Origin of the sequence: Bradyrhizobium sp. 1, assembly GCF_023073315.1 — a bacterium.
Lineage (GTDB): Bacteria > Pseudomonadota > Alphaproteobacteria > Rhizobiales > Xanthobacteraceae > Bradyrhizobium.
Window position 1 is genome coordinate 415,598 of sequence record NZ_JADPJH010000002.1, and the last position, 14,723, is coordinate 430,320.

21 protein-coding genes and 1 pseudogene are annotated in these 14,723 nt (G+C 62.1%); 16 read left to right on the forward strand and 6 right to left on the reverse strand.

Annotation, left to right across the window (positions count from 1 at the left end; genetic code table 11):
* Positions 1-43: 43 nt before the first annotated feature.
* From IVB29_RS01825 to IVB29_RS01845, 5 genes and pseudogenes are all read left to right on the forward strand, one after another.
* The gene (locus tag IVB29_RS01825) at positions 44-418 is read left to right on the forward strand and encodes a metalloregulator ArsR/SmtB family transcription factor (protein ID WP_247501783.1); all 375 of its coding nucleotides are present in this window, start codon (positions 44-46) and stop codon (positions 416-418) included.
* Positions 399-928: pseudogene (locus IVB29_RS01830) on the forward strand (arsenate reductase ArsC). Before IVB29_RS01825 ends, IVB29_RS01830 begins: the two are co-directional and overlap by 20 nt.
* Positions 928-1,629 carry an MIP/aquaporin family protein gene (locus IVB29_RS01835; protein ID WP_247501676.1) on the forward strand — a complete coding sequence of 234 codons (702 nt, stop codon included), beginning with the start codon at positions 928-930 and terminating at the stop codon, positions 1,627-1,629. The pseudogene IVB29_RS01830 and the gene IVB29_RS01835 overlap by 1 nt, the downstream one beginning before the upstream one ends.
* Positions 1,626-2,027 carry an arsenate reductase (glutaredoxin) gene (arsC, locus tag IVB29_RS01840; protein WP_247501677.1) on the forward strand — a complete coding sequence of 134 codons (402 nt, stop codon included), beginning with the start codon at positions 1,626-1,628 and terminating at the stop codon, positions 2,025-2,027. The genes IVB29_RS01835 and arsC overlap by 4 nt, the downstream gene beginning before the upstream one ends.
* Before the next feature lie 163 nt (positions 2,028-2,190).
* Entirely contained in the window at positions 2,191-3,270 is a 1,080-nt protein-coding gene (locus IVB29_RS01845) for a Cj0069 family protein (protein WP_247501678.1), read from the forward strand.
* A gap of 139 nt (positions 3,271-3,409) precedes the next feature.
* Here IVB29_RS01845 and IVB29_RS01850 read toward each other — a convergent pair whose 3' ends face one another.
* The 3 genes from IVB29_RS01850 to IVB29_RS01860 form a co-directional block, all read right to left on the reverse strand.
* Entirely contained in the window at positions 3,410-3,904 is a 495-nt protein-coding gene (locus tag IVB29_RS01850; RefSeq protein WP_247501679.1) for a DUF302 domain-containing protein, read from the reverse strand.
* Between the two features lie 57 nt (positions 3,905-3,961).
* On the reverse strand, positions 3,962-4,837 hold the full coding sequence (locus IVB29_RS01855) for an alpha/beta hydrolase (RefSeq protein WP_247501680.1): 876 nt from the start codon (positions 4,835-4,837) through the stop codon (positions 3,962-3,964).
* Positions 4,838-5,030: 193 nt separating this feature from the next.
* The gene (locus tag IVB29_RS01860; protein ID WP_247501681.1) at positions 5,031-5,801 is read right to left on the reverse strand and encodes an alpha/beta hydrolase; all 771 of its coding nucleotides are present in this window, start codon (positions 5,799-5,801) and stop codon (positions 5,031-5,033) included.
* Positions 5,802-6,016: 215 nt separating this feature from the next.
* Between IVB29_RS01860 and IVB29_RS01865 the strand changes: the two genes are divergently transcribed.
* Positions 6,017-6,979 carry an AraC family transcriptional regulator gene (locus IVB29_RS01865; protein ID WP_247501682.1) on the forward strand — a complete coding sequence of 321 codons (963 nt, stop codon included), beginning with the start codon at positions 6,017-6,019 and terminating at the stop codon, positions 6,977-6,979.
* An 81-nt stretch (positions 6,980-7,060) separates the two neighbouring features.
* Here IVB29_RS01865 and IVB29_RS01870 read toward each other — a convergent pair whose 3' ends face one another.
* A complete protein-coding gene (locus tag IVB29_RS01870) occupies positions 7,061-8,320 on the reverse strand; it encodes a GAF domain-containing sensor histidine kinase (protein WP_247501683.1) in 1,260 nt (419 codons plus the stop codon).
* Positions 8,321-8,442: 122 nt separating this feature from the next.
* On the opposite strand from IVB29_RS01870, the gene IVB29_RS01875 reads away from it, so the two are divergent.
* The 9 genes from IVB29_RS01875 (at position 8,443) to IVB29_RS38375 (ending at position 12,455) form a co-directional block, all read left to right on the forward strand.
* Positions 8,443-8,805 carry a response regulator gene (locus IVB29_RS01875; protein WP_247501684.1) on the forward strand — a complete coding sequence of 121 codons (363 nt, stop codon included), beginning with the start codon at positions 8,443-8,445 and terminating at the stop codon, positions 8,803-8,805.
* Positions 8,806-8,941: 136 nt separating this feature from the next.
* Positions 8,942-9,382: a GFA family protein gene (locus IVB29_RS01880; protein WP_247501685.1), complete on the forward strand. Its 441-nt coding sequence runs from the start codon at positions 8,942-8,944 to the stop codon at positions 9,380-9,382.
* Entirely contained in the window at positions 9,291-9,587 is a 297-nt protein-coding gene (locus tag IVB29_RS01885; RefSeq protein WP_247501686.1) for an amino acid synthesis family protein, read from the forward strand. The genes IVB29_RS01880 and IVB29_RS01885 overlap by 92 nt, the downstream gene beginning before the upstream one ends.
* Before the next feature lie 32 nt (positions 9,588-9,619).
* Positions 9,620-9,754 (forward strand): hypothetical protein, encoded by a 135-nt coding sequence (locus IVB29_RS38365; protein ID WP_256466866.1) that lies wholly within the window; start codon positions 9,620-9,622, stop codon positions 9,752-9,754.
* Between the two features lie 311 nt (positions 9,755-10,065).
* A complete protein-coding gene (locus IVB29_RS01890) occupies positions 10,066-11,220 on the forward strand; it encodes a helix-turn-helix transcriptional regulator (protein WP_247501687.1) in 1,155 nt (384 codons plus the stop codon).
* Between the two features lie 240 nt (positions 11,221-11,460).
* Positions 11,461-11,646, forward strand: coding sequence for a hypothetical protein (locus tag IVB29_RS01895; protein WP_247501688.1), 186 nt, complete (start codon positions 11,461-11,463; stop codon positions 11,644-11,646).
* Between the two features lie 253 nt (positions 11,647-11,899).
* The gene (locus IVB29_RS01900; protein WP_247501689.1) at positions 11,900-12,055 is read left to right on the forward strand and encodes a hypothetical protein; all 156 of its coding nucleotides are present in this window, start codon (positions 11,900-11,902) and stop codon (positions 12,053-12,055) included.
* A 21-nt stretch (positions 12,056-12,076) separates the two neighbouring features.
* Positions 12,077-12,319, forward strand: coding sequence for a hypothetical protein (locus tag IVB29_RS01905; RefSeq protein ID WP_247501690.1), 243 nt, complete (start codon positions 12,077-12,079; stop codon positions 12,317-12,319).
* Between the two features lies 1 nt (position 12,320).
* Positions 12,321-12,455 carry a hypothetical protein gene (locus IVB29_RS38375; protein ID WP_256466867.1) on the forward strand — a complete coding sequence of 45 codons (135 nt, stop codon included), beginning with the start codon at positions 12,321-12,323 and terminating at the stop codon, positions 12,453-12,455.
* A gap of 22 nt (positions 12,456-12,477) precedes the next feature.
* Here the strand turns inward: IVB29_RS38375 and IVB29_RS01910 are convergent, their stop codons facing one another.
* The gene (locus tag IVB29_RS01910; protein ID WP_247501691.1) at positions 12,478-13,239 is read right to left on the reverse strand and encodes a hypothetical protein; all 762 of its coding nucleotides are present in this window, start codon (positions 13,237-13,239) and stop codon (positions 12,478-12,480) included.
* A 15-nt stretch (positions 13,240-13,254) separates the two neighbouring features.
* Complete coding sequence (locus IVB29_RS01915) at positions 13,255-13,443, reverse strand: hypothetical protein (RefSeq protein ID WP_247501692.1); 189 nt, start codon at positions 13,441-13,443, stop codon at positions 13,255-13,257.
* 252 nt (positions 13,444-13,695) lie between these two features.
* Between IVB29_RS01915 and IVB29_RS01920 the strand changes: the two genes are divergently transcribed.
* A complete protein-coding gene (locus tag IVB29_RS01920; RefSeq protein ID WP_247501693.1) occupies positions 13,696-14,676 on the forward strand; it encodes a DUF2336 domain-containing protein in 981 nt (326 codons plus the stop codon).
* Positions 14,677-14,723: the final 47 nt, after the last annotated feature.

Sequence of the window (14,723 nt, forward strand, 5' to 3'; positions counted from 1 at the left end):
AACTCAATTGACGCTCCGCCGTGATTTCGATAAATCTGGATGTATGGAAACTGAAGAAGCTATCCTTGCGCTCGCCGCCCTCTCCCAATTGACCCGCCTGGAGGCCTTCCGGACGCTGGTCAAGCACGAGCCCGATGGCCTGGCAGCCGGCGACCTCGCACGGCTGTTGGAAGTCCCGTCGAATACGCTTTCGGCCCATCTGTCGATCCTGACGCGCGCGCGTTTGGTGACATCCGAGCGGCGCAGCCGTTCGATCGTCTACCGCGCCAACCTCGCCGAATTCCGGGACATCGCGGTCTTCCTGCTTCGGGATTGCTGCGGCGGGCGACCGGAGGTTTGCGAGCCGGTCGTCGACAGCCTCCAAAGCTGCCGCTCGCCAAAACGAAAGGAGCGAAGCCGTGCCCGATCGCATGTTTAACGTCTTGTTCCTGTGTACCGGCAACTCGGCGCGGTCGATTCTCGCAGAGTCGATCCTCCGGAAGGACGGCGCCGGCCGCTTTCAGTCCTTTTCGGCGGGCAGCGCGCCAAAAGGCGCGGTGCACCCGCTGGCGTTGCGCACGCTCGAAACCATGGACTACCCAATCGACGGAATGCGCTCCAAGAGTTGGATGGAGTCGCCCCTCCCCTCGATGCGCCAGTGATGGATTTCGTCTTCACCGTCTGTGACAACGCCGCAGGTGAGGCCTGCCCTCTTTGGCCGGGACAGCCGATGACCGCGCACTGGGGCATTGAGGACCCCGCCGCGGTGGAAGGCACAGAAATGGAAAGGCAGGCGGCGTTCAACGCCGCGTTCCGCTATCTCAAGAATCGGATCGGGACCTTCGTAAGCCTCCCCCTGCGGAGCATCGACAAGCTCTCGCTTGGCACCAAGTTGCGCGAAATCGGCCGCTCCGAAGGCGCAACTCGTCCAGCGCCGAAGGCCGGCTGATGGATAGTTTCGACCTCTCGCGGCGCCTCGTGGCCGAAGCGCTCGGCACCGGCATTCTCGTCGCCACCGTGGTCGGCTCCGGCATCATGGCCGAAACGCTGACCAAGGACGTCGCGCTTGCGCTTCTGTGCAATACCTTGCCAACCGGAGCCATTCTCGTTGTCCTGATCACCGTACTCGGTCCGATCTCCGGCGCGCATTTCAATCCGGCAGTCACGCTGGTGTTCACCGGCAGGCGCGAGTTGCCGGTGAGTGAGGCTGGGCTTTACATTCTCGCGCAGATCGCCGGTGGCGCCATCGGAACGATGGTCGCGCATCTGATGTTTGCGCTTCCGTTGATCGACCTGTCGATGAAGGTCCGGACCGGCGGAGCGCAGTGGTTCGCGGAAGCGGTGGCCGCCTTCGGACTGGTCGCCACCATCCTCGCCGGCATCCGCTTCCAGCGCGCAGCCGTTCCCTGGCTGGTCGGCCTCTACATCACCGCCGCGTATTGGTTCACCGCATCGACGTCGTTTGCAAATCCGGCGGTGGCCATCGCGCGTTCGCTGACGAACAGTTTTTCCGGCATTCGGCCGTCTGACCTTCCCGGGTTCATTCTCGCAGAACTCTGCGGGGCGGTCGCCGGCATGCTGCTGATGAATTGGCTGCTCGGGCGCGCCGCTGGACGGAGCCCGATTGCCGTTGTGGAGACCCGATCATGAGCGTCACGATCTATCACAATCCCGACTGCGGAACCTCGCGCAACACGCTCGCCATGATCCGGCAGAGCGGCGTCGAGCCCATCGTGATCGAATACATCAAGACGCCGCCGTCACGTGAGACGCTGAAGCAATTGATTGGCGCGATGGGACTTTCGGTCCGCGCAGTGCTGCGCGAGAAAGGCACGCCTTACAAGGAGCTCGGCCTCGCCGACCCCAGATGGACGGACGACGAACTGCTCGACTTCATGATGGCGCATCCCATTCTCATCAACCGTCCGATCGTGGTGACCGCAAAAGGCACGCGACTGTGCCGGCCCTCCGAGGCCGTCGTCGATCTCCTGGACAATCCCGTCGGCCGGTTTGTGAAGGAGGACGGCGAGGTGGTCGAAGCACGATAGGCTTTCACATCGTCCGGCTTCAGACCGACACATGGACAGTGTCAAATACAGCCTTGAAACGTCAGGGCGATCTCACGTAAAGTGGCCGGCACGGGGACGAAGCAGACTCCCCGTGAGACTTCGGTCCAAGCTCTGCGCAGCACGCCACTCGTGGAGCTTGCGCATGGACACCGAACGAAACCCTTCTCGCCAATATTCGATCGCCATCCTTTCACGCGGGGACGCTGCCGCACGCCGCGACGCGACGGCGCAGAACAGCCGCTTCGTCCGCGTCTTCGAGGCACTCGCCGCTGTCGGCATCGAAGCCCGGCCGGTGATCTACGACGAAGCCTTCGCCGACGCCGCGCGCGATCAATTGCTCGCCGCCGACGGCGTGCTCGTGTGGGTCGATCCGATCCATCAGGGCAAGACGCGCGCCGAGCTCGATCCCCTGCTTCGCGAAATTGCGGCACAGGGACCATGGGTGAGCGCGCATCCCAACATCATCCTGAAGATGGGCGTCAAGGAGGTGCTGTACCGAACTCGTCATCTGGGCTGGGGTACGGATACCCATCGCTATGACACCGCTGCGGCGTTCCTCGCCGAATTTCCGTCACGCCTTCAAACGAACGGCCCGCGCGTGCTGAAGCAAAATCGCGGCAACGGAGGTCAGGGCGTCTGGAAGGTCGAGGCGCTGCCAAACACGGACTCCATCGTTCGGGTGCTCCACGCGCAACGCGGCAGCATGCCCGAAGACGTGCCGCTCGAAGCCTTCATCGCGCGATGTGAACCGTATTTCGGCTGGGGCGGCTGCATCATCGACCAGATTTTTCAACCCCGCCTGCCCGACGGCATGATCCGCTGCTACATGAGCGGAACCAGGGTCGCGGGCTTTGGACAGCAGCGGATCAAGGCCTTGATCCCGCCGCCGCCGGAAGGCCCTGATGCCCCTGAGGCTCAACCGGGCCTGCGGATCATGCACGGTCCCGATGTGCCGCAACTCCAGTCGCTGCGAAGGTCGATGGAGGAGGAATGGACGCCGGGCATGATGGAGATACTGGGTATCGATGAGGCGTCGCTGCCCGTCATCTGGGACGCGGACTTCCTCTACGGCCCGAAAGACGCGGCCGGCGCCGACACGTACGTCTTGTGCGAAATCAACGCCAGTTCCTGCTTCGCGATCCCCGACGAAGCCCCGGCGGCGATCGCGCGGACGGTGAAGCTTCGGCTGCTACAATCGAAAGACGGCACTTTCACCAGATAGGAACTCGCTCCAGCGGCTCTTTCCTGACGGCGGGAGCAGACGCTTCCAACGCCTGGCTTGCGTCATGACAACGCCTGTCGCGTTCCGCGATTGGTATGAGTTACTCACGTCCATCGGACGAAAACGTCGTCAGGACGTTTTAGCCCGCGCATTCGCGCAGCAAGGTTGTGATTTTCGCGTCGAGATTTCGGGCGACGGCAAGGGCCTCCGAACTGCCATAATGTCGCAGAAAGCTCTCCATCTTGTCATAAGAGACGTGCACGCCATCGCGACGCTCATCGATGAGCACTGTGACTGGAGCATAAGATCCAGCATCGGGCACGTGCTTGACCATTTCTTTCATGATGAGTGGATTGCCGACCACGAACCGTATGATCTTGGGCGTCCTGGATCCAGTTTCACGACGCAGAATGTCGCCCAAGTCGAACTCCGCGAAGAGCATAAGGTCCGTTCGGCCGAGGCCGCCTTGTACAACGCGCTCCAAATCCAGGAAGGAATTTGTCGCCCTCGTCTCCTTGAAAAAGTCCAGCATGTCGGGTTGCCCGACCGCCGACTTGAACGCGGCCACAACAGTGTCGAATGGTTTCAAGCTCGTGAGACTGAAACGCTCTACCTCGACTTTGGCGATTGTCATTTTGTCCTCCGTAACAACTCTCATGGATAAGTGCGCCTGATCGCGTCGAAGCGGGTGTCACGCAGCCGCCGGCTGTGTATCCAGGAAGGTCCGGACGTGACTGACGAACGTTTCGTGGTGCTGAAACAAGGCGCCGTGCCCCGAATCCGGATAGAGGACCAGCTGGGCGTTGCTGAGCTCCCTAGACATTGCGTAAGCGTTGTTTGCGGGCAGCATGGTGTCGTGGCTACCGCTGACCACAAGCGTGGGCTGACGGATGGCGTGCAGAATGGCGTGCTCGGGATCAGGCGTGGCGCACCAGGTGATCAACGCCTTGGCCTGCGGATCGGTCACTGCGCTGCCGTTATCGGTGTCCCGATCGCTCTTCCGCACCTTCGTCCGCTTCAGGAATGCCAGGCCCGACGACCGGCTGGCGGACGAGTTTGTGAAGAACAGCGGCAGGCGGGGGTCCGGCGCATCGGCTTGGGAAAACGCTTGCTGCAGAACCGCTAACAGATGTTCCTCTCCGCCCTTCGGCGCGGTGCCGACGAGAATGAGCTTGCGGACCAGCCGTTCGTGCTCGGCGGCGATCTGTTGGGCGACGCAGCCGCCGAGAGAAAAGCCCAGCAAGTCGACTTTGGAAAAGCCGAGCAGATCGATGAAGTCCACCGCATCTTTCGCCATCGCTGCGATATTGTCAGGCGTTTTTCCGGTCGAGCGACCGACACCGACGTTGTCGAACGCGATGACTGGGCGATCGGTGGCGAGAGCGTTGACGACGGCGGGATCCCATCCATCGATGTTGCCCGAGAAGTGCTGCAGGAGAACCAGCGGCGTTCCGATCGCGGGGCCGAGGCGGCGATAGGCGAAGCGTATTCCGACGCCTCCGATGTAACGGGTGGGCGCGGCTTCGAGCGTGGCGGCGTCCTGGCCCGCGATGTCGAGTTGAGTCATGTCATCCTCCGGATGCTTGGCGTAAAATGATCGAGTGGGGAGACCGGTGTGGCGCAGCGACCGGGGACGTTGCTTCGAGATGTCGCTGGCGCTTCGGCGGCTTTGGCTGGTTTGCGATCGCGGTCCGATGCGTTCTGCATTCCTCTGAGCGAGCGTGCGCGCTCCCGGCGCTTTCGCGCCGGGAGCGGTACCCTCACTTCACGAGCGCTGCCTTTTCGATGACCTCGGCGACTTCCTTCGCATGGACCACGAGCGAGGCATGGCTGCCGGCGACTTCCGTCACCTGAGCCTTCATCCTGGCTGCGAAAAACTTCTGGGCCTCGGGCGCGATGACCTTGTCCTTCGTGGTGATGACATCGAACGTCGGCTTGTCACGCCAGGCTGCGATGTCGACCGGCGCCTTGAACGCGGCGACACTCAGCGGAAGCTGCGAGTTGGCGAGGTGCTCAGCGATCTCAGGAGGAAGGTCAGCCGCGACGGCCGACGGAAACACCTTGGGATCGATGTACAGATTGCCCTTCGCGTCGGGATGGATCGCATTGCCGCCTTCGGTCGGTGGGCCGGCCTTTGACAGCGCCTCCAGGGATTGACCGACGTCCGGCGCGAAGGCGGAGACATAGACCAGCGCCGAAACCTTGGGATCGTTGCCGGCTTGCGTGATCACCACGCCGCCCCATGAATGGCCGACCAGAACGGTCCTGCCGGCCTGCTTTGCGAGCGCCTGCTTGGTGGCGTCGACATCGGCGGCAAGGGAGGTGAGCGGATTTTCGACGAGCGTGACCTTGTAGCCTTTCTTCGTGAGAATGCCGGCGACGGGCTGCCAGCTCGTCTGGTCCACGAAAGCGCCGTGGACGAGCACGATGTTGTGGGCTGCTCCCTGCGGTAGTTCGGCGGAATGGGCGGAGCCGACCAATGTCGTTCCGGCAAGAAGTGCGGCGGCGGCTGAGAAGAGGATATTTCGCATTGAATGTTCCTGTTGGTATGTTGGACGGAATAATGTCCGGGGGAATGGACGGGCGTTTCCAGTGAGGTCGCGGTTCTTCCATCCGCCGTTGACGAATGATCGCCGCACATGACGTCGGCCCGCCGCGGGATGAGGTAGTCCGCAGGCATCCCGGACAGTAGGCATCAATCGTCCGGATGTTGTGTCCGATCGTCCACCGGTCTAACCTCGGCGGCATGGATATCCTCGCCCAGGTGCTCGATCGCGTTCGTCTCGGAGGGACGCTGCTCTTCCACTTCGAGCTCGGCCATCCCTGGAATCTGGAGCTGCCGGCGCGCCCTTACGCGCTGTTTCACTATCTCAGCCAAGGCTCCGCGACCCTCGCGCTCGAGCAGGGACAGGAAGTCCAGATGACCGAGGGCGATTTCGTCGTGATCACACGCGGCGAGCCCCATGTGCTTTATTCGGATCGCCGGGCCAAGCCTTTGCGGATTGCGGATATTGATCGATCGTCGCCGCGTCTTGGCTTCATTCGCCACGGCAGACTTGCAAAGCCGCTCTCGACCATGCTTTGCGGCAATTTCACGGTGTCCCGGCCGATGCTTGGCAGCTTGCTGGAGCTACTTCCGCCCGTGCTTCTGCTGAAGCCGACGGCGGACGGTGGTTGGCTTGAAGCAATCCTGCGCCGCATGATCACCGAGTCCGCGCTCGAGCGTCCTGGCCAAAGCGTCGCGCTTTCACGACTGACGGAAGTTCTCTTTGTCGAGGTGCTCCGAAGCTGGATCGCGTCTCTCAGTCCCGGACAAGGCGGCTGGCTCGGGGCCATATCCGACCCGCATATCGGGCCGGCGCTCAAGCTAATTCACGAAAACCCGGAGCGGCCCTGGAGCCTGAGCGACCTTGGCAACCGCGTGGGGCTTGGCCGCTCGGTATTTTCGGCGCGCTTTACCAAGCTCGTCGGCCAGTCCATGCATCGTTATGTGATCGAACGCCGGATGGCGGAAGCGGCGTTCCTGCTGGAAACCAGCGATGAGCCCATCGCACGGATTGCCAGCCGGGCCGGTTACGAGACTGCGGCGGCGTTTTCGAAACTATTCAATCGACATCACGGCCTGTCGCCCGGCCGGTACCGAGCAGCTCGACGCTCTGACGGCGGCGAAAGGCAAGGGGATGCTCACGAAGCAGAAGTCGCCGATTGACCTTGGCGCAGCTGAAGTTCGTGACGTTTTAGATAAATCCGCCGCGTGAAAGAGATCCGGCAGAGCGGCGTCGAACCCGGTCTAGCGCTGCAAGGGCATCTTGAATGTGAAGATCGTCTTTTCCGGCGTGGACACGGCGTCCAGGGTGCCATCGTGGGCACGCGCAATTTCCGAGGCGATATAGAGGCCAAGACCCAGACCCTGCTGACTGGGCCGATCGCCGCGTGTGTACGGCTGAAACAGGTTCTGCATCGCCCTCTCAGAGATCGGCGTGCCGTAGTTCGTCACAGACAGCGTGAATTCAACGCCGGCCGTTCTTGCAGTTACCAGGATCGGCCTGGCCGCATCACCATACGTGATGGCGTTGCCCAGCAGGTTGGAGAAAAGCTGCCCCAGTTTGCCTCGATCGCAGCGGACTGGTTCTTCGATCTCGATCACCGTGTCGATCTCTCGCGCGGGCCAGACCAGCCTGATCTCGTTCACCACCTGCTCGAGAACCGGAGCAAGCGGCTGTTGAGCGTCACGTTTGATCGTCAAACCGCCGCCCAGACGCCCCCGGGCGAAATCCATGATGTTGTCGACGAGACCGGCCATCCGCAGAACCGGCTTCTGGATTTCGGTGATGATGGCGGGAGCTCGACCATTGTCGAGATTCTTCGTGAGGATGCGCAGACCGGCCTCGACCGAGGCCAATGGATTGCGCAGATCATGGCCCAGCACACCGATGAACTGTTCGCGCAATTCGGCAGTTTTCCTCTCGTCGATCAGATCGGCCTGGCTGGCCCTGAGGCTTTGTTCGGCCGACAAGCGACCATGCTCGCTCGTGCGCAGACTGGCCTCGCTGACAGACAGAGCAGATTGGCTCTTCTCGAACCGCGTGCTGATCTCCAGCTGCGCGGCAATCAACTCACCGAACAGTTCGAATGTGTTGATGACTTCGGGACGATTCAAATCTCGCGGTTCGGGATCGATGGCACAGAGCGTGCCCCAGATCGTACCGTTGGCAAGCTTGATGGGCGCTGAGATGTAGCTTCGAAAGCCGTACTGCGCAGGCGTCGGGTGATTGCAGTAGGCACCGTCGGTTTGAACGTCATTGATGACGACGACTTCGCCGTGCTCCCTGATCTCGCTGCAGATCGTCGTTTCGACGCGAAGCTCACCGCCTTCGGTCAAGCCAAAATTGATGTTGTCCCGCACCGCACAGCAAACCCAATGGGTCGTCGTGACCCGTGCGATTGCAACGAAGCCCATGCCGGTGATACGGCCCACAGAATCCAGAATTTTGGGGACTCCGTCGATTTGCTGGACAGCATCGACATCCGCCTTAAGATCGCTCGTCATGGCAAGCCCCGCCGAAACTCCTGACTTCCGTGTCATAACGTCGTAGCTGGAACAATGTTCGCAGGAACCAATCAAGTCGATGATTGTTATGATCCGTTGGTCAGAGGTTCAAGTACCGCATTGTGAACAGCAAGCACATCGTCTTGGTCGTGGAAGATGATTTCCTGATCCGCGCGGGCGCCGCCGATATGGTCAGGGATCTGGGTTTCGAGGCGATTGAAGCCGCCGACGCCGACGCAGCCATCGAGCTGCTCGAGCGGCCGAACGAGATTGACGCTGTATTCACTGATATCCAGATGCCGGGATCGATGGACGGGCTTCGGCTGGTCGCGGTCATCAGGGATCGATGGCCACCGATCGCTCTTTTGGTGACATCGGGTCAGGTCAAACCCATGGCCGACCACATGCCGCCGGGTACGCGCTTCTTGTCCAAACCTTACTTGCAAAACGAACTCGGATATCACCTCGAGGCGTTGTTCGGCTAGAGAGCCAGGCTTCCGCAACGTCCTTTGACAGGTCGGGCAAAGCAGCTAAACAAGGCCATCATCAAAAGACAGGCCCGTCCGCGCGGATCTTGATGGCTCGTCGGCGGAAGCGATCCAGACAGGAGACACAGGCTACATGGCGGACGAGGTAAACGTTCGGGCCGGACAGTGCCATTGCGGCGCGGTGCGCTTCGAGGTGACGCTCAGCGACGGCTTCAATTCGATCCGCCGCTGCACCTGCTCCTACTGCCGCATGCGAGGCGCCGTCGTCACCATGGCGGAAATGGGCGGGATCAAATTCCTGCAAGGCGAGGATGCGCTCACGAGCTACCGCTTCCACACGGGATCGGCGCAGCACTTCTTCTGTTCGACTTGCGGAATCTACACACATCATCAGCGGCGATCCGACACCACCCTCTATGCCGTCAACGTGGCTTGCCTCGACGGGGTCAGCCCGTTCGATTTCGCCGACGTGCCCGTCATGGATGGCATCAATCACACCAACGACACCGGCAAGCCGACGCGCCGGGCCGGCACACTCCGCTTCATCCCGGCTGACGAGAGCTCTGCAACATGACCGCCAACAAGCGCATCGCCCTCTCCAGCGACCGCCATTCAGGCGCGAGCTTGCAACGCGGCTGATCGCGCAGCTCGGCGGCGCGGCGCTCGTCGAAGCCTATGGCAAGGGCATCATCGTCGGCGAGGACGGCGAGCTCGAGCACGGCGCGGTCTGGCACGAAGCCGGCGGCCACGGCATGCCCGTGCGCTGCTTGCGTCGATGAGCAGCACCCAGGAGACATTCGCGCGAACGGCTATGCTGCGAGGTATCGCGGTTTATTCGGCCAAAGAGGGCGATGTTACGTCAGCGCTGAAGCTCGCGGGCGAACTCAGCAATCCGCAACAACGCCAGGCAACGCTGTTTGCGATCGCGCATATGCTGCCGCACTAGCCGGATGGCGCCAGCGGCTCGACCAATGCAATCCCGATATCGTGGTGCGCGAGATCGAGTGAAAGTCAGGCGTGAGGTCGGGCCTGCTTAGCGCGCTTCAGGCCGCCAGCCGACGCGCTGAAAGACTTTGTCCCAAAATTCCGGAAGCAACGCGTCAATGGCAAACGGTAGCGAAGAATCGGCCCACCAGCAGCAGCGCATCGTTATTGCAGCGCAAAAATGATGCTCGTAAATCGGCCAAATTTGATGTAGTGTATATTAGTTCGATAGAATGCCTAAAAAATAAACAAGAATAATGGAATGAGGTCGTAATGATCGGTCTGGATGGCGTCACTGCCCAAGCCTTGTCCGACACGATCGGTGCCGTCTACGACTGCGCACTGAATCCGCAGCTTTGGGCGGCCACCTGCCGGAAGATCGCGGATCTCTGCGAGAGCACCGCCGGCGGCATCTGCGTTCACGACATGCGGCATGTCCAGAACGACCAGCTGTTCGTGTTCGGGTACGAGCAGGCATTCCTGGAGAAGCTCGGCGAGAACTACGCCAAGACGCCGATGGCGGCAGCGGACATCGTCGCCGACGTCGGCCATGTCAGCGCACTGTCAATGAACGATCTCGACGAGTTGCTGGACAGCCGGTTCTACCGGGACATTCTCCAGCCGCACGGATTGCAGGACATCATCTGGTTTCCGGCCTTGCGAACCGGTGGCCGCATGGCCTCCATGCACGCTTCCCGAACTGAAAAAGCTCCGCGCTACCAGCAGCTCGATATCAATTTGTTCAAGCTGCTGTCCCCCCATGTCTGCCGCACGCTCACCATCTCCGATGCGCTCGATCTCAGGACGCTGCGGTCGGACATGCTGGAGCGGACATTCGACATGCTCTCGGTCGGCGTTTTCCTGACGGCCCGCGACGGCCGGGTCGTCTACATGAACGAAACGGCCGAGCGACAAATCAAGACCGGCAACGCCGTTCGCGTCGTCGGCAACCGGGTTTTTCCGACCGATGCCGCCGCACGCGCCGCGCTGTCCAAGGCCATCGACGAGGCCTCCCGCGACGATGCGGATTTGAGCGGACATTCGCTCGCGATCCCCGATGTCGACGGTGCCGGCTATATCGCAACGCTGCTTCCGGTCGATCGCGGCCAGCGCAGCGGAATTCTCGCACCGTTTGCCGCATCGGTCGCAATCTTCATGAAAGACCCCGCCGAGGTGCCGATGATGCCCGGCGAGGCTTTTGCCAGGCTCTACAAGCTGACCGGCGGCGAGCTTCGCGTGCTGATGACGCTGGCGCAGGGCTTGGGTGCGAAGGAGACGGCGGACATGCTCGGCATCGGGGAGCCGACGGTGCGCTCCCACCTGCAGCGCATTTTCTCCAAGACGAATACGACGAGGCAAGCCGACCTGCTTCGCTTGCTGCAAAGCTCGACGCCGCCGCTGCTGCCCGCGCAGCAGGCAGTCAGCTGATTCATCCGCCAGCCTGCGCCTGAATCGTCGCCACGCGCCTGCGCTCGTCTGCGCTCGTCTGCGCGGCAACGCGCATGGAAACAGACTGACACAAGAAATTCACGCAACGACATGTGCGCGTCATTGGTTCCGATGATGCTGCAATACGGGATGACTGATTTTCTCCACGCTCAACAGAGCAAAGTCTCGCATCCATGCTGACCGTCGAGGTTCAGCAGCGAGACGTCAGGAGATCCGTCAATGTCCGCAGCAAGTGGGATGCGCCATCTCGCGACGTCAGGTGACTCGAGCCAGTCCGGGACCTGGCGCCTCGCGCCTTACGTTTTTCTGGTCGCACTGATCGTGCTGGCCGCATACGTGCAGAAGCAACCCTCCGACGTCCTGATTCATCCGACCGGTCCGCTGCCGGCGGTGAACATTCCCTAGCCGTAGATATGATTGTGTTGGCGCGCACTTTGCATCGTTTCAGTCTTTATTTGCATTGGACATTTCATGATTCAAACCGCGAGCGATCAAGCGTTCTTGCTCATTCTGATTTCAACCTGCCTGGGAGCGTGTTTCATCTGGGCGTTCTGGGAGATCGAGGAAGCCCGCCGGCGCCAGGAACGACAGCGCGAGCTCGTACACGAAGCACGACGCTTGCTAGAGCCTGGTCATTAGCCGACTTCCGGAGGTCGTGATGCGAGCTTTCGCCGCTGCCGCCCTCGCAAACTCGTTTGTCCGCCTGCTCAGCACAGGCGTTCTCAAGCAGTTCGCGCTGTTCTGCGCAGCCGTTCTATTCGTGTGGCTGCTGTCGCTCACCTATGGGTTGGATCTCAGCGTCGGATTTTTCTAACCGTACGATCCCGAGGCACTGATGAGCATCATCTCGACCATTTCCAGCGCGGCCCCTCAGGCCGCCAAAGCGAAAACGCAAGGCCTCTTCGCCTTCATCATGTCGGCGCTGCACGCTTCGCGACGACGCCAGGCAAACCTCGTTCTACATCAGTACGAGCACTTGTTCACATACGAACTCAAACAGGATCCAGGAGAACGGAATGGTCGTTGCGAACAGGGCGGCTCGAGCAAGATTGACCGTCCGGTCGGTCGAGCGGAGTGAAATGCGCTGGCTTGTGGCCGTCGCGGCCGCATTTCTCATCGTGCACGTCGTCGCCGCAATGATCTGGCGACGTGCCTCGGCGAGCGAGGCGCCGCTTCCGGTGCAGGCGACGACGATATCGCCCTTGTGCGATTAGCGGCTTACGACGACGCGGACGCTCAGCCCTTCGAGATGACCGCGCGGCCGTAAGGCGGCTGTGCTGCGACCGGCGGGTTGGTGGTCTGGGCGGCGAGCTCGCCGATCAGGCGATCGGCATCGGCGGCCATGCCGTCGGGCGCCTGGATCACCAGGCGCTCCAGCCCCCAGCGATAGGACGAGACGCGCTGCTCCAGGCATTGCTGCACCCACTGGATGATCAGCGAGTTCTCCTGCATGCGCGCGACCGCATCTTCCTTCTCCTTCGGCGAGAGGGCGGAGACGCGCGCCATGCTGGCATTGCGCTTCTTGTCGAGATCGATGACGCGAATGGCGGAAGCGAAGAACGGCTCGAAACGGGTGATGTCGTTGCGCACGTCCTCGATCATCTGCGCATAGCGCGAGGAATGCGAGCGGTGCGGCTCGTCGATCAGCGTGCGGCCATACATGGTGCGGTCGAACACGACCTTCTGCTGCCAGGGTGACGGCAAGGCCTTGTAGTCGCCGAACACGCTCTTCCATGCGGGGCGCGACAGCGGCGGCTCGATCAGGGGATAAGCGAGGTCGCGCAGCTGGCGCTCCTCGTCGGTGAGCTGGAATTGCGATGGCTTCAGGCCGAGGCTGCCGGTGACCTCGGAGCCGAGCCAGCTATGCATGTCATCGCTGCGCATGCTCTCGCGGGTGCGGCCGAAATCGCCGCCGCTACAGGCGGCAAGGCTCGCGCCCACAGCTGCGAGCAGGATGGCCGTACCGAAAGGCCGGATATGGCGGATGGTGCCCGGCATTGCAGAAACCTGACGTCAGCGGCGACGACGACGGCGCCCCGGCGCAGTGCCCGCTTCCGGCCCGTGATCGCCGCTGGTTTCGTCCGCCTCGCGCTCGATGCGGATCACGGGAAGGATCAGAATCGTCCCCATGTCCGCGCGCGGCGTGACGTCCCCCGACGAGCCTACCCGGCGACCGGCCGGGAATTCGATGATGGTCCCCATGTCAGCTCTCTCAATTGCCGCGCGATGAAATGCGCCCCTGCAACATGAGGGGCATTAGGATCAGTTTATGGTTAACGGGGTGTAAACATCGGCTTTGGACCGTAACCGCACGGGCCGGCCAAGGCGTCCCGTCGCGGCACGATAAGCCCCTAAATTGCCGGGCCGGCTTCACGCCTCGTTTTCCTTAACGAGCCTTTAAAGGACCCTGCGCTAGGCTTGGGCCGAGTATCTTTTCAGGTCGCGTATCTCTCCATGACCAAATCGCTGTTTCCCGGATTCGACGGGCTGATGTCCCTCTCCCGTCGCGAAGGCGTCGATGTTCGGCCGACGCTGCTGCGCGTGCTGACCGACCTCTATGTCCAGGCACCCACCCACAGCGACGACGAGCAGCGCCAGTTCATCGCGCTCGCGACGCGGCTGATCGACCAGGTCGACGATGCGACGCGTTCGTCCGTCAAGGCGAAGCTCGCGATCTATCCGCAGACGCCCGTTCCCGTGCTGCAGAAACTCGGACTGGTCGCGGCCCAGGAAGGCCGCAGGGTTCCGCTCGCCCGCGAAATTCCCGCAAGCCCGCAGGCGCCCTCCCCGGTGCGCCCACCGACCGAGGCCCAGCAGCGCATGGCCGCCAGCATGGCGATGCAGCCGAAGGAAGCGGCCGAGATCCACGACATGTTCTTCCGCGCCGACGCGACGCAGCGTGCGATGATCCTGCACAACCTCGCACAGACGCCGTTGAAGGCCGCACCGCAGATTCCGACGATGCACGCCAAGCGCGCGATCCAGATCCTGGAGATGGCGGCGATCGCGGGCGACATCGAGAATTTCACCTACGAGCTCGGCGACAGCCTGATCCTGCCCTCGCGCGTCGCAGCTCAGATCGTCGACGATGCCGGCGGCGAAGCGCTCGCGGTCGCAGCGCGCGCGCTCGACATGCCAAGCCCGAACTTCCAGCGCATCCTCTTGTTCTTCAAGCCGGAGATCGGCAACTCCGTGAACAACGTGTACCGGCTGTCGCGGCTCTACGATCGCCTCGGCGACCGCTCCGCGCTGGTGATGCTGGCGGCCTGGCGCGGCTCAACGCTCGCGGTCACGCGCGCAAAATATCAGCCGTCGCTGCATGACAGCGAACGCCAGCGCGCGCGTGCGGGCACATCCGGCCAATCGCGGCCCACGGTGCAGCCGGGCTCAGCGCCTCCGGTACGGACGGGCACCGACGGATCATCGGATCGCTAGCGCGAGGAGCCCGTGCGACGAAGCAATCCAGAATTCCTCCGCGGAAA

What these genes read in the sequence shown, in the direction of transcription:
- IVB29_RS01825 (WP_247501783.1), top strand. Translation starts at nt 44, where the DNA reads ATGGAAACTGAAGAAGCTATCCTTGCGCTCGCCGCCCTCTCCCAATTG.
- IVB29_RS01835 (WP_247501676.1), top strand. Translation starts at nt 928, where the DNA reads ATGGATAGTTTCGACCTCTCGCGGCGCCTCGTGGCCGAAGCGCTCGGC.
- arsC (WP_247501677.1), top strand. Translation starts at nt 1,626, where the DNA reads ATGAGCGTCACGATCTATCACAATCCCGACTGCGGAACCTCGCGCAAC.
- IVB29_RS01845 (WP_247501678.1), top strand. Translation starts at nt 2,191, where the DNA reads ATGGACACCGAACGAAACCCTTCTCGCCAATATTCGATCGCCATCCTT.
- IVB29_RS01850 (WP_247501679.1), bottom strand. Translation starts at nt 3,904, where the DNA reads ATGACAATCGCCAAAGTCGAGGTAGAGCGTTTCAGTCTCACGAGCTTG.
- IVB29_RS01855 (WP_247501680.1), bottom strand. Translation starts at nt 4,837, where the DNA reads ATGACTCAACTCGACATCGCGGGCCAGGACGCCGCCACGCTCGAAGCC.
- IVB29_RS01860 (WP_247501681.1), bottom strand. Translation starts at nt 5,801, where the DNA reads ATGCGAAATATCCTCTTCTCAGCCGCCGCCGCACTTCTTGCCGGAACG.
- IVB29_RS01865 (WP_247501682.1), top strand. Translation starts at nt 6,017, where the DNA reads ATGGATATCCTCGCCCAGGTGCTCGATCGCGTTCGTCTCGGAGGGACG.
- IVB29_RS01870 (WP_247501683.1), bottom strand. Translation starts at nt 8,320, where the DNA reads ATGACGAGCGATCTTAAGGCGGATGTCGATGCTGTCCAGCAAATCGAC.
- IVB29_RS01880 (WP_247501685.1), top strand. Translation starts at nt 8,942, where the DNA reads ATGGCGGACGAGGTAAACGTTCGGGCCGGACAGTGCCATTGCGGCGCG.
- IVB29_RS01885 (WP_247501686.1), top strand. Translation starts at nt 9,291, where the DNA reads ATGGCATCAATCACACCAACGACACCGGCAAGCCGACGCGCCGGGCCG.
- IVB29_RS38365 (WP_256466866.1), top strand. Translation starts at nt 9,620, where the DNA reads ATGCTGCGAGGTATCGCGGTTTATTCGGCCAAAGAGGGCGATGTTACG.
- IVB29_RS01890 (WP_247501687.1), top strand. Translation starts at nt 10,066, where the DNA reads ATGATCGGTCTGGATGGCGTCACTGCCCAAGCCTTGTCCGACACGATC.
- IVB29_RS01895 (WP_247501688.1), top strand. Translation starts at nt 11,461, where the DNA reads ATGTCCGCAGCAAGTGGGATGCGCCATCTCGCGACGTCAGGTGACTCG.
- IVB29_RS01900 (WP_247501689.1), top strand. Translation starts at nt 11,900, where the DNA reads ATGCGAGCTTTCGCCGCTGCCGCCCTCGCAAACTCGTTTGTCCGCCTG.
- IVB29_RS01905 (WP_247501690.1), top strand. Translation starts at nt 12,077, where the DNA reads ATGAGCATCATCTCGACCATTTCCAGCGCGGCCCCTCAGGCCGCCAAA.
- IVB29_RS38375 (WP_256466867.1), top strand. Translation starts at nt 12,321, where the DNA reads ATGCGCTGGCTTGTGGCCGTCGCGGCCGCATTTCTCATCGTGCACGTC.
- IVB29_RS01910 (WP_247501691.1), bottom strand. Translation starts at nt 13,239, where the DNA reads ATGCCGGGCACCATCCGCCATATCCGGCCTTTCGGTACGGCCATCCTG.
- IVB29_RS01915 (WP_247501692.1), bottom strand. Translation starts at nt 13,443, where the DNA reads ATGGGGACCATCATCGAATTCCCGGCCGGTCGCCGGGTAGGCTCGTCG.
- IVB29_RS01920 (WP_247501693.1), top strand. Translation starts at nt 13,696, where the DNA reads ATGACCAAATCGCTGTTTCCCGGATTCGACGGGCTGATGTCCCTCTCC.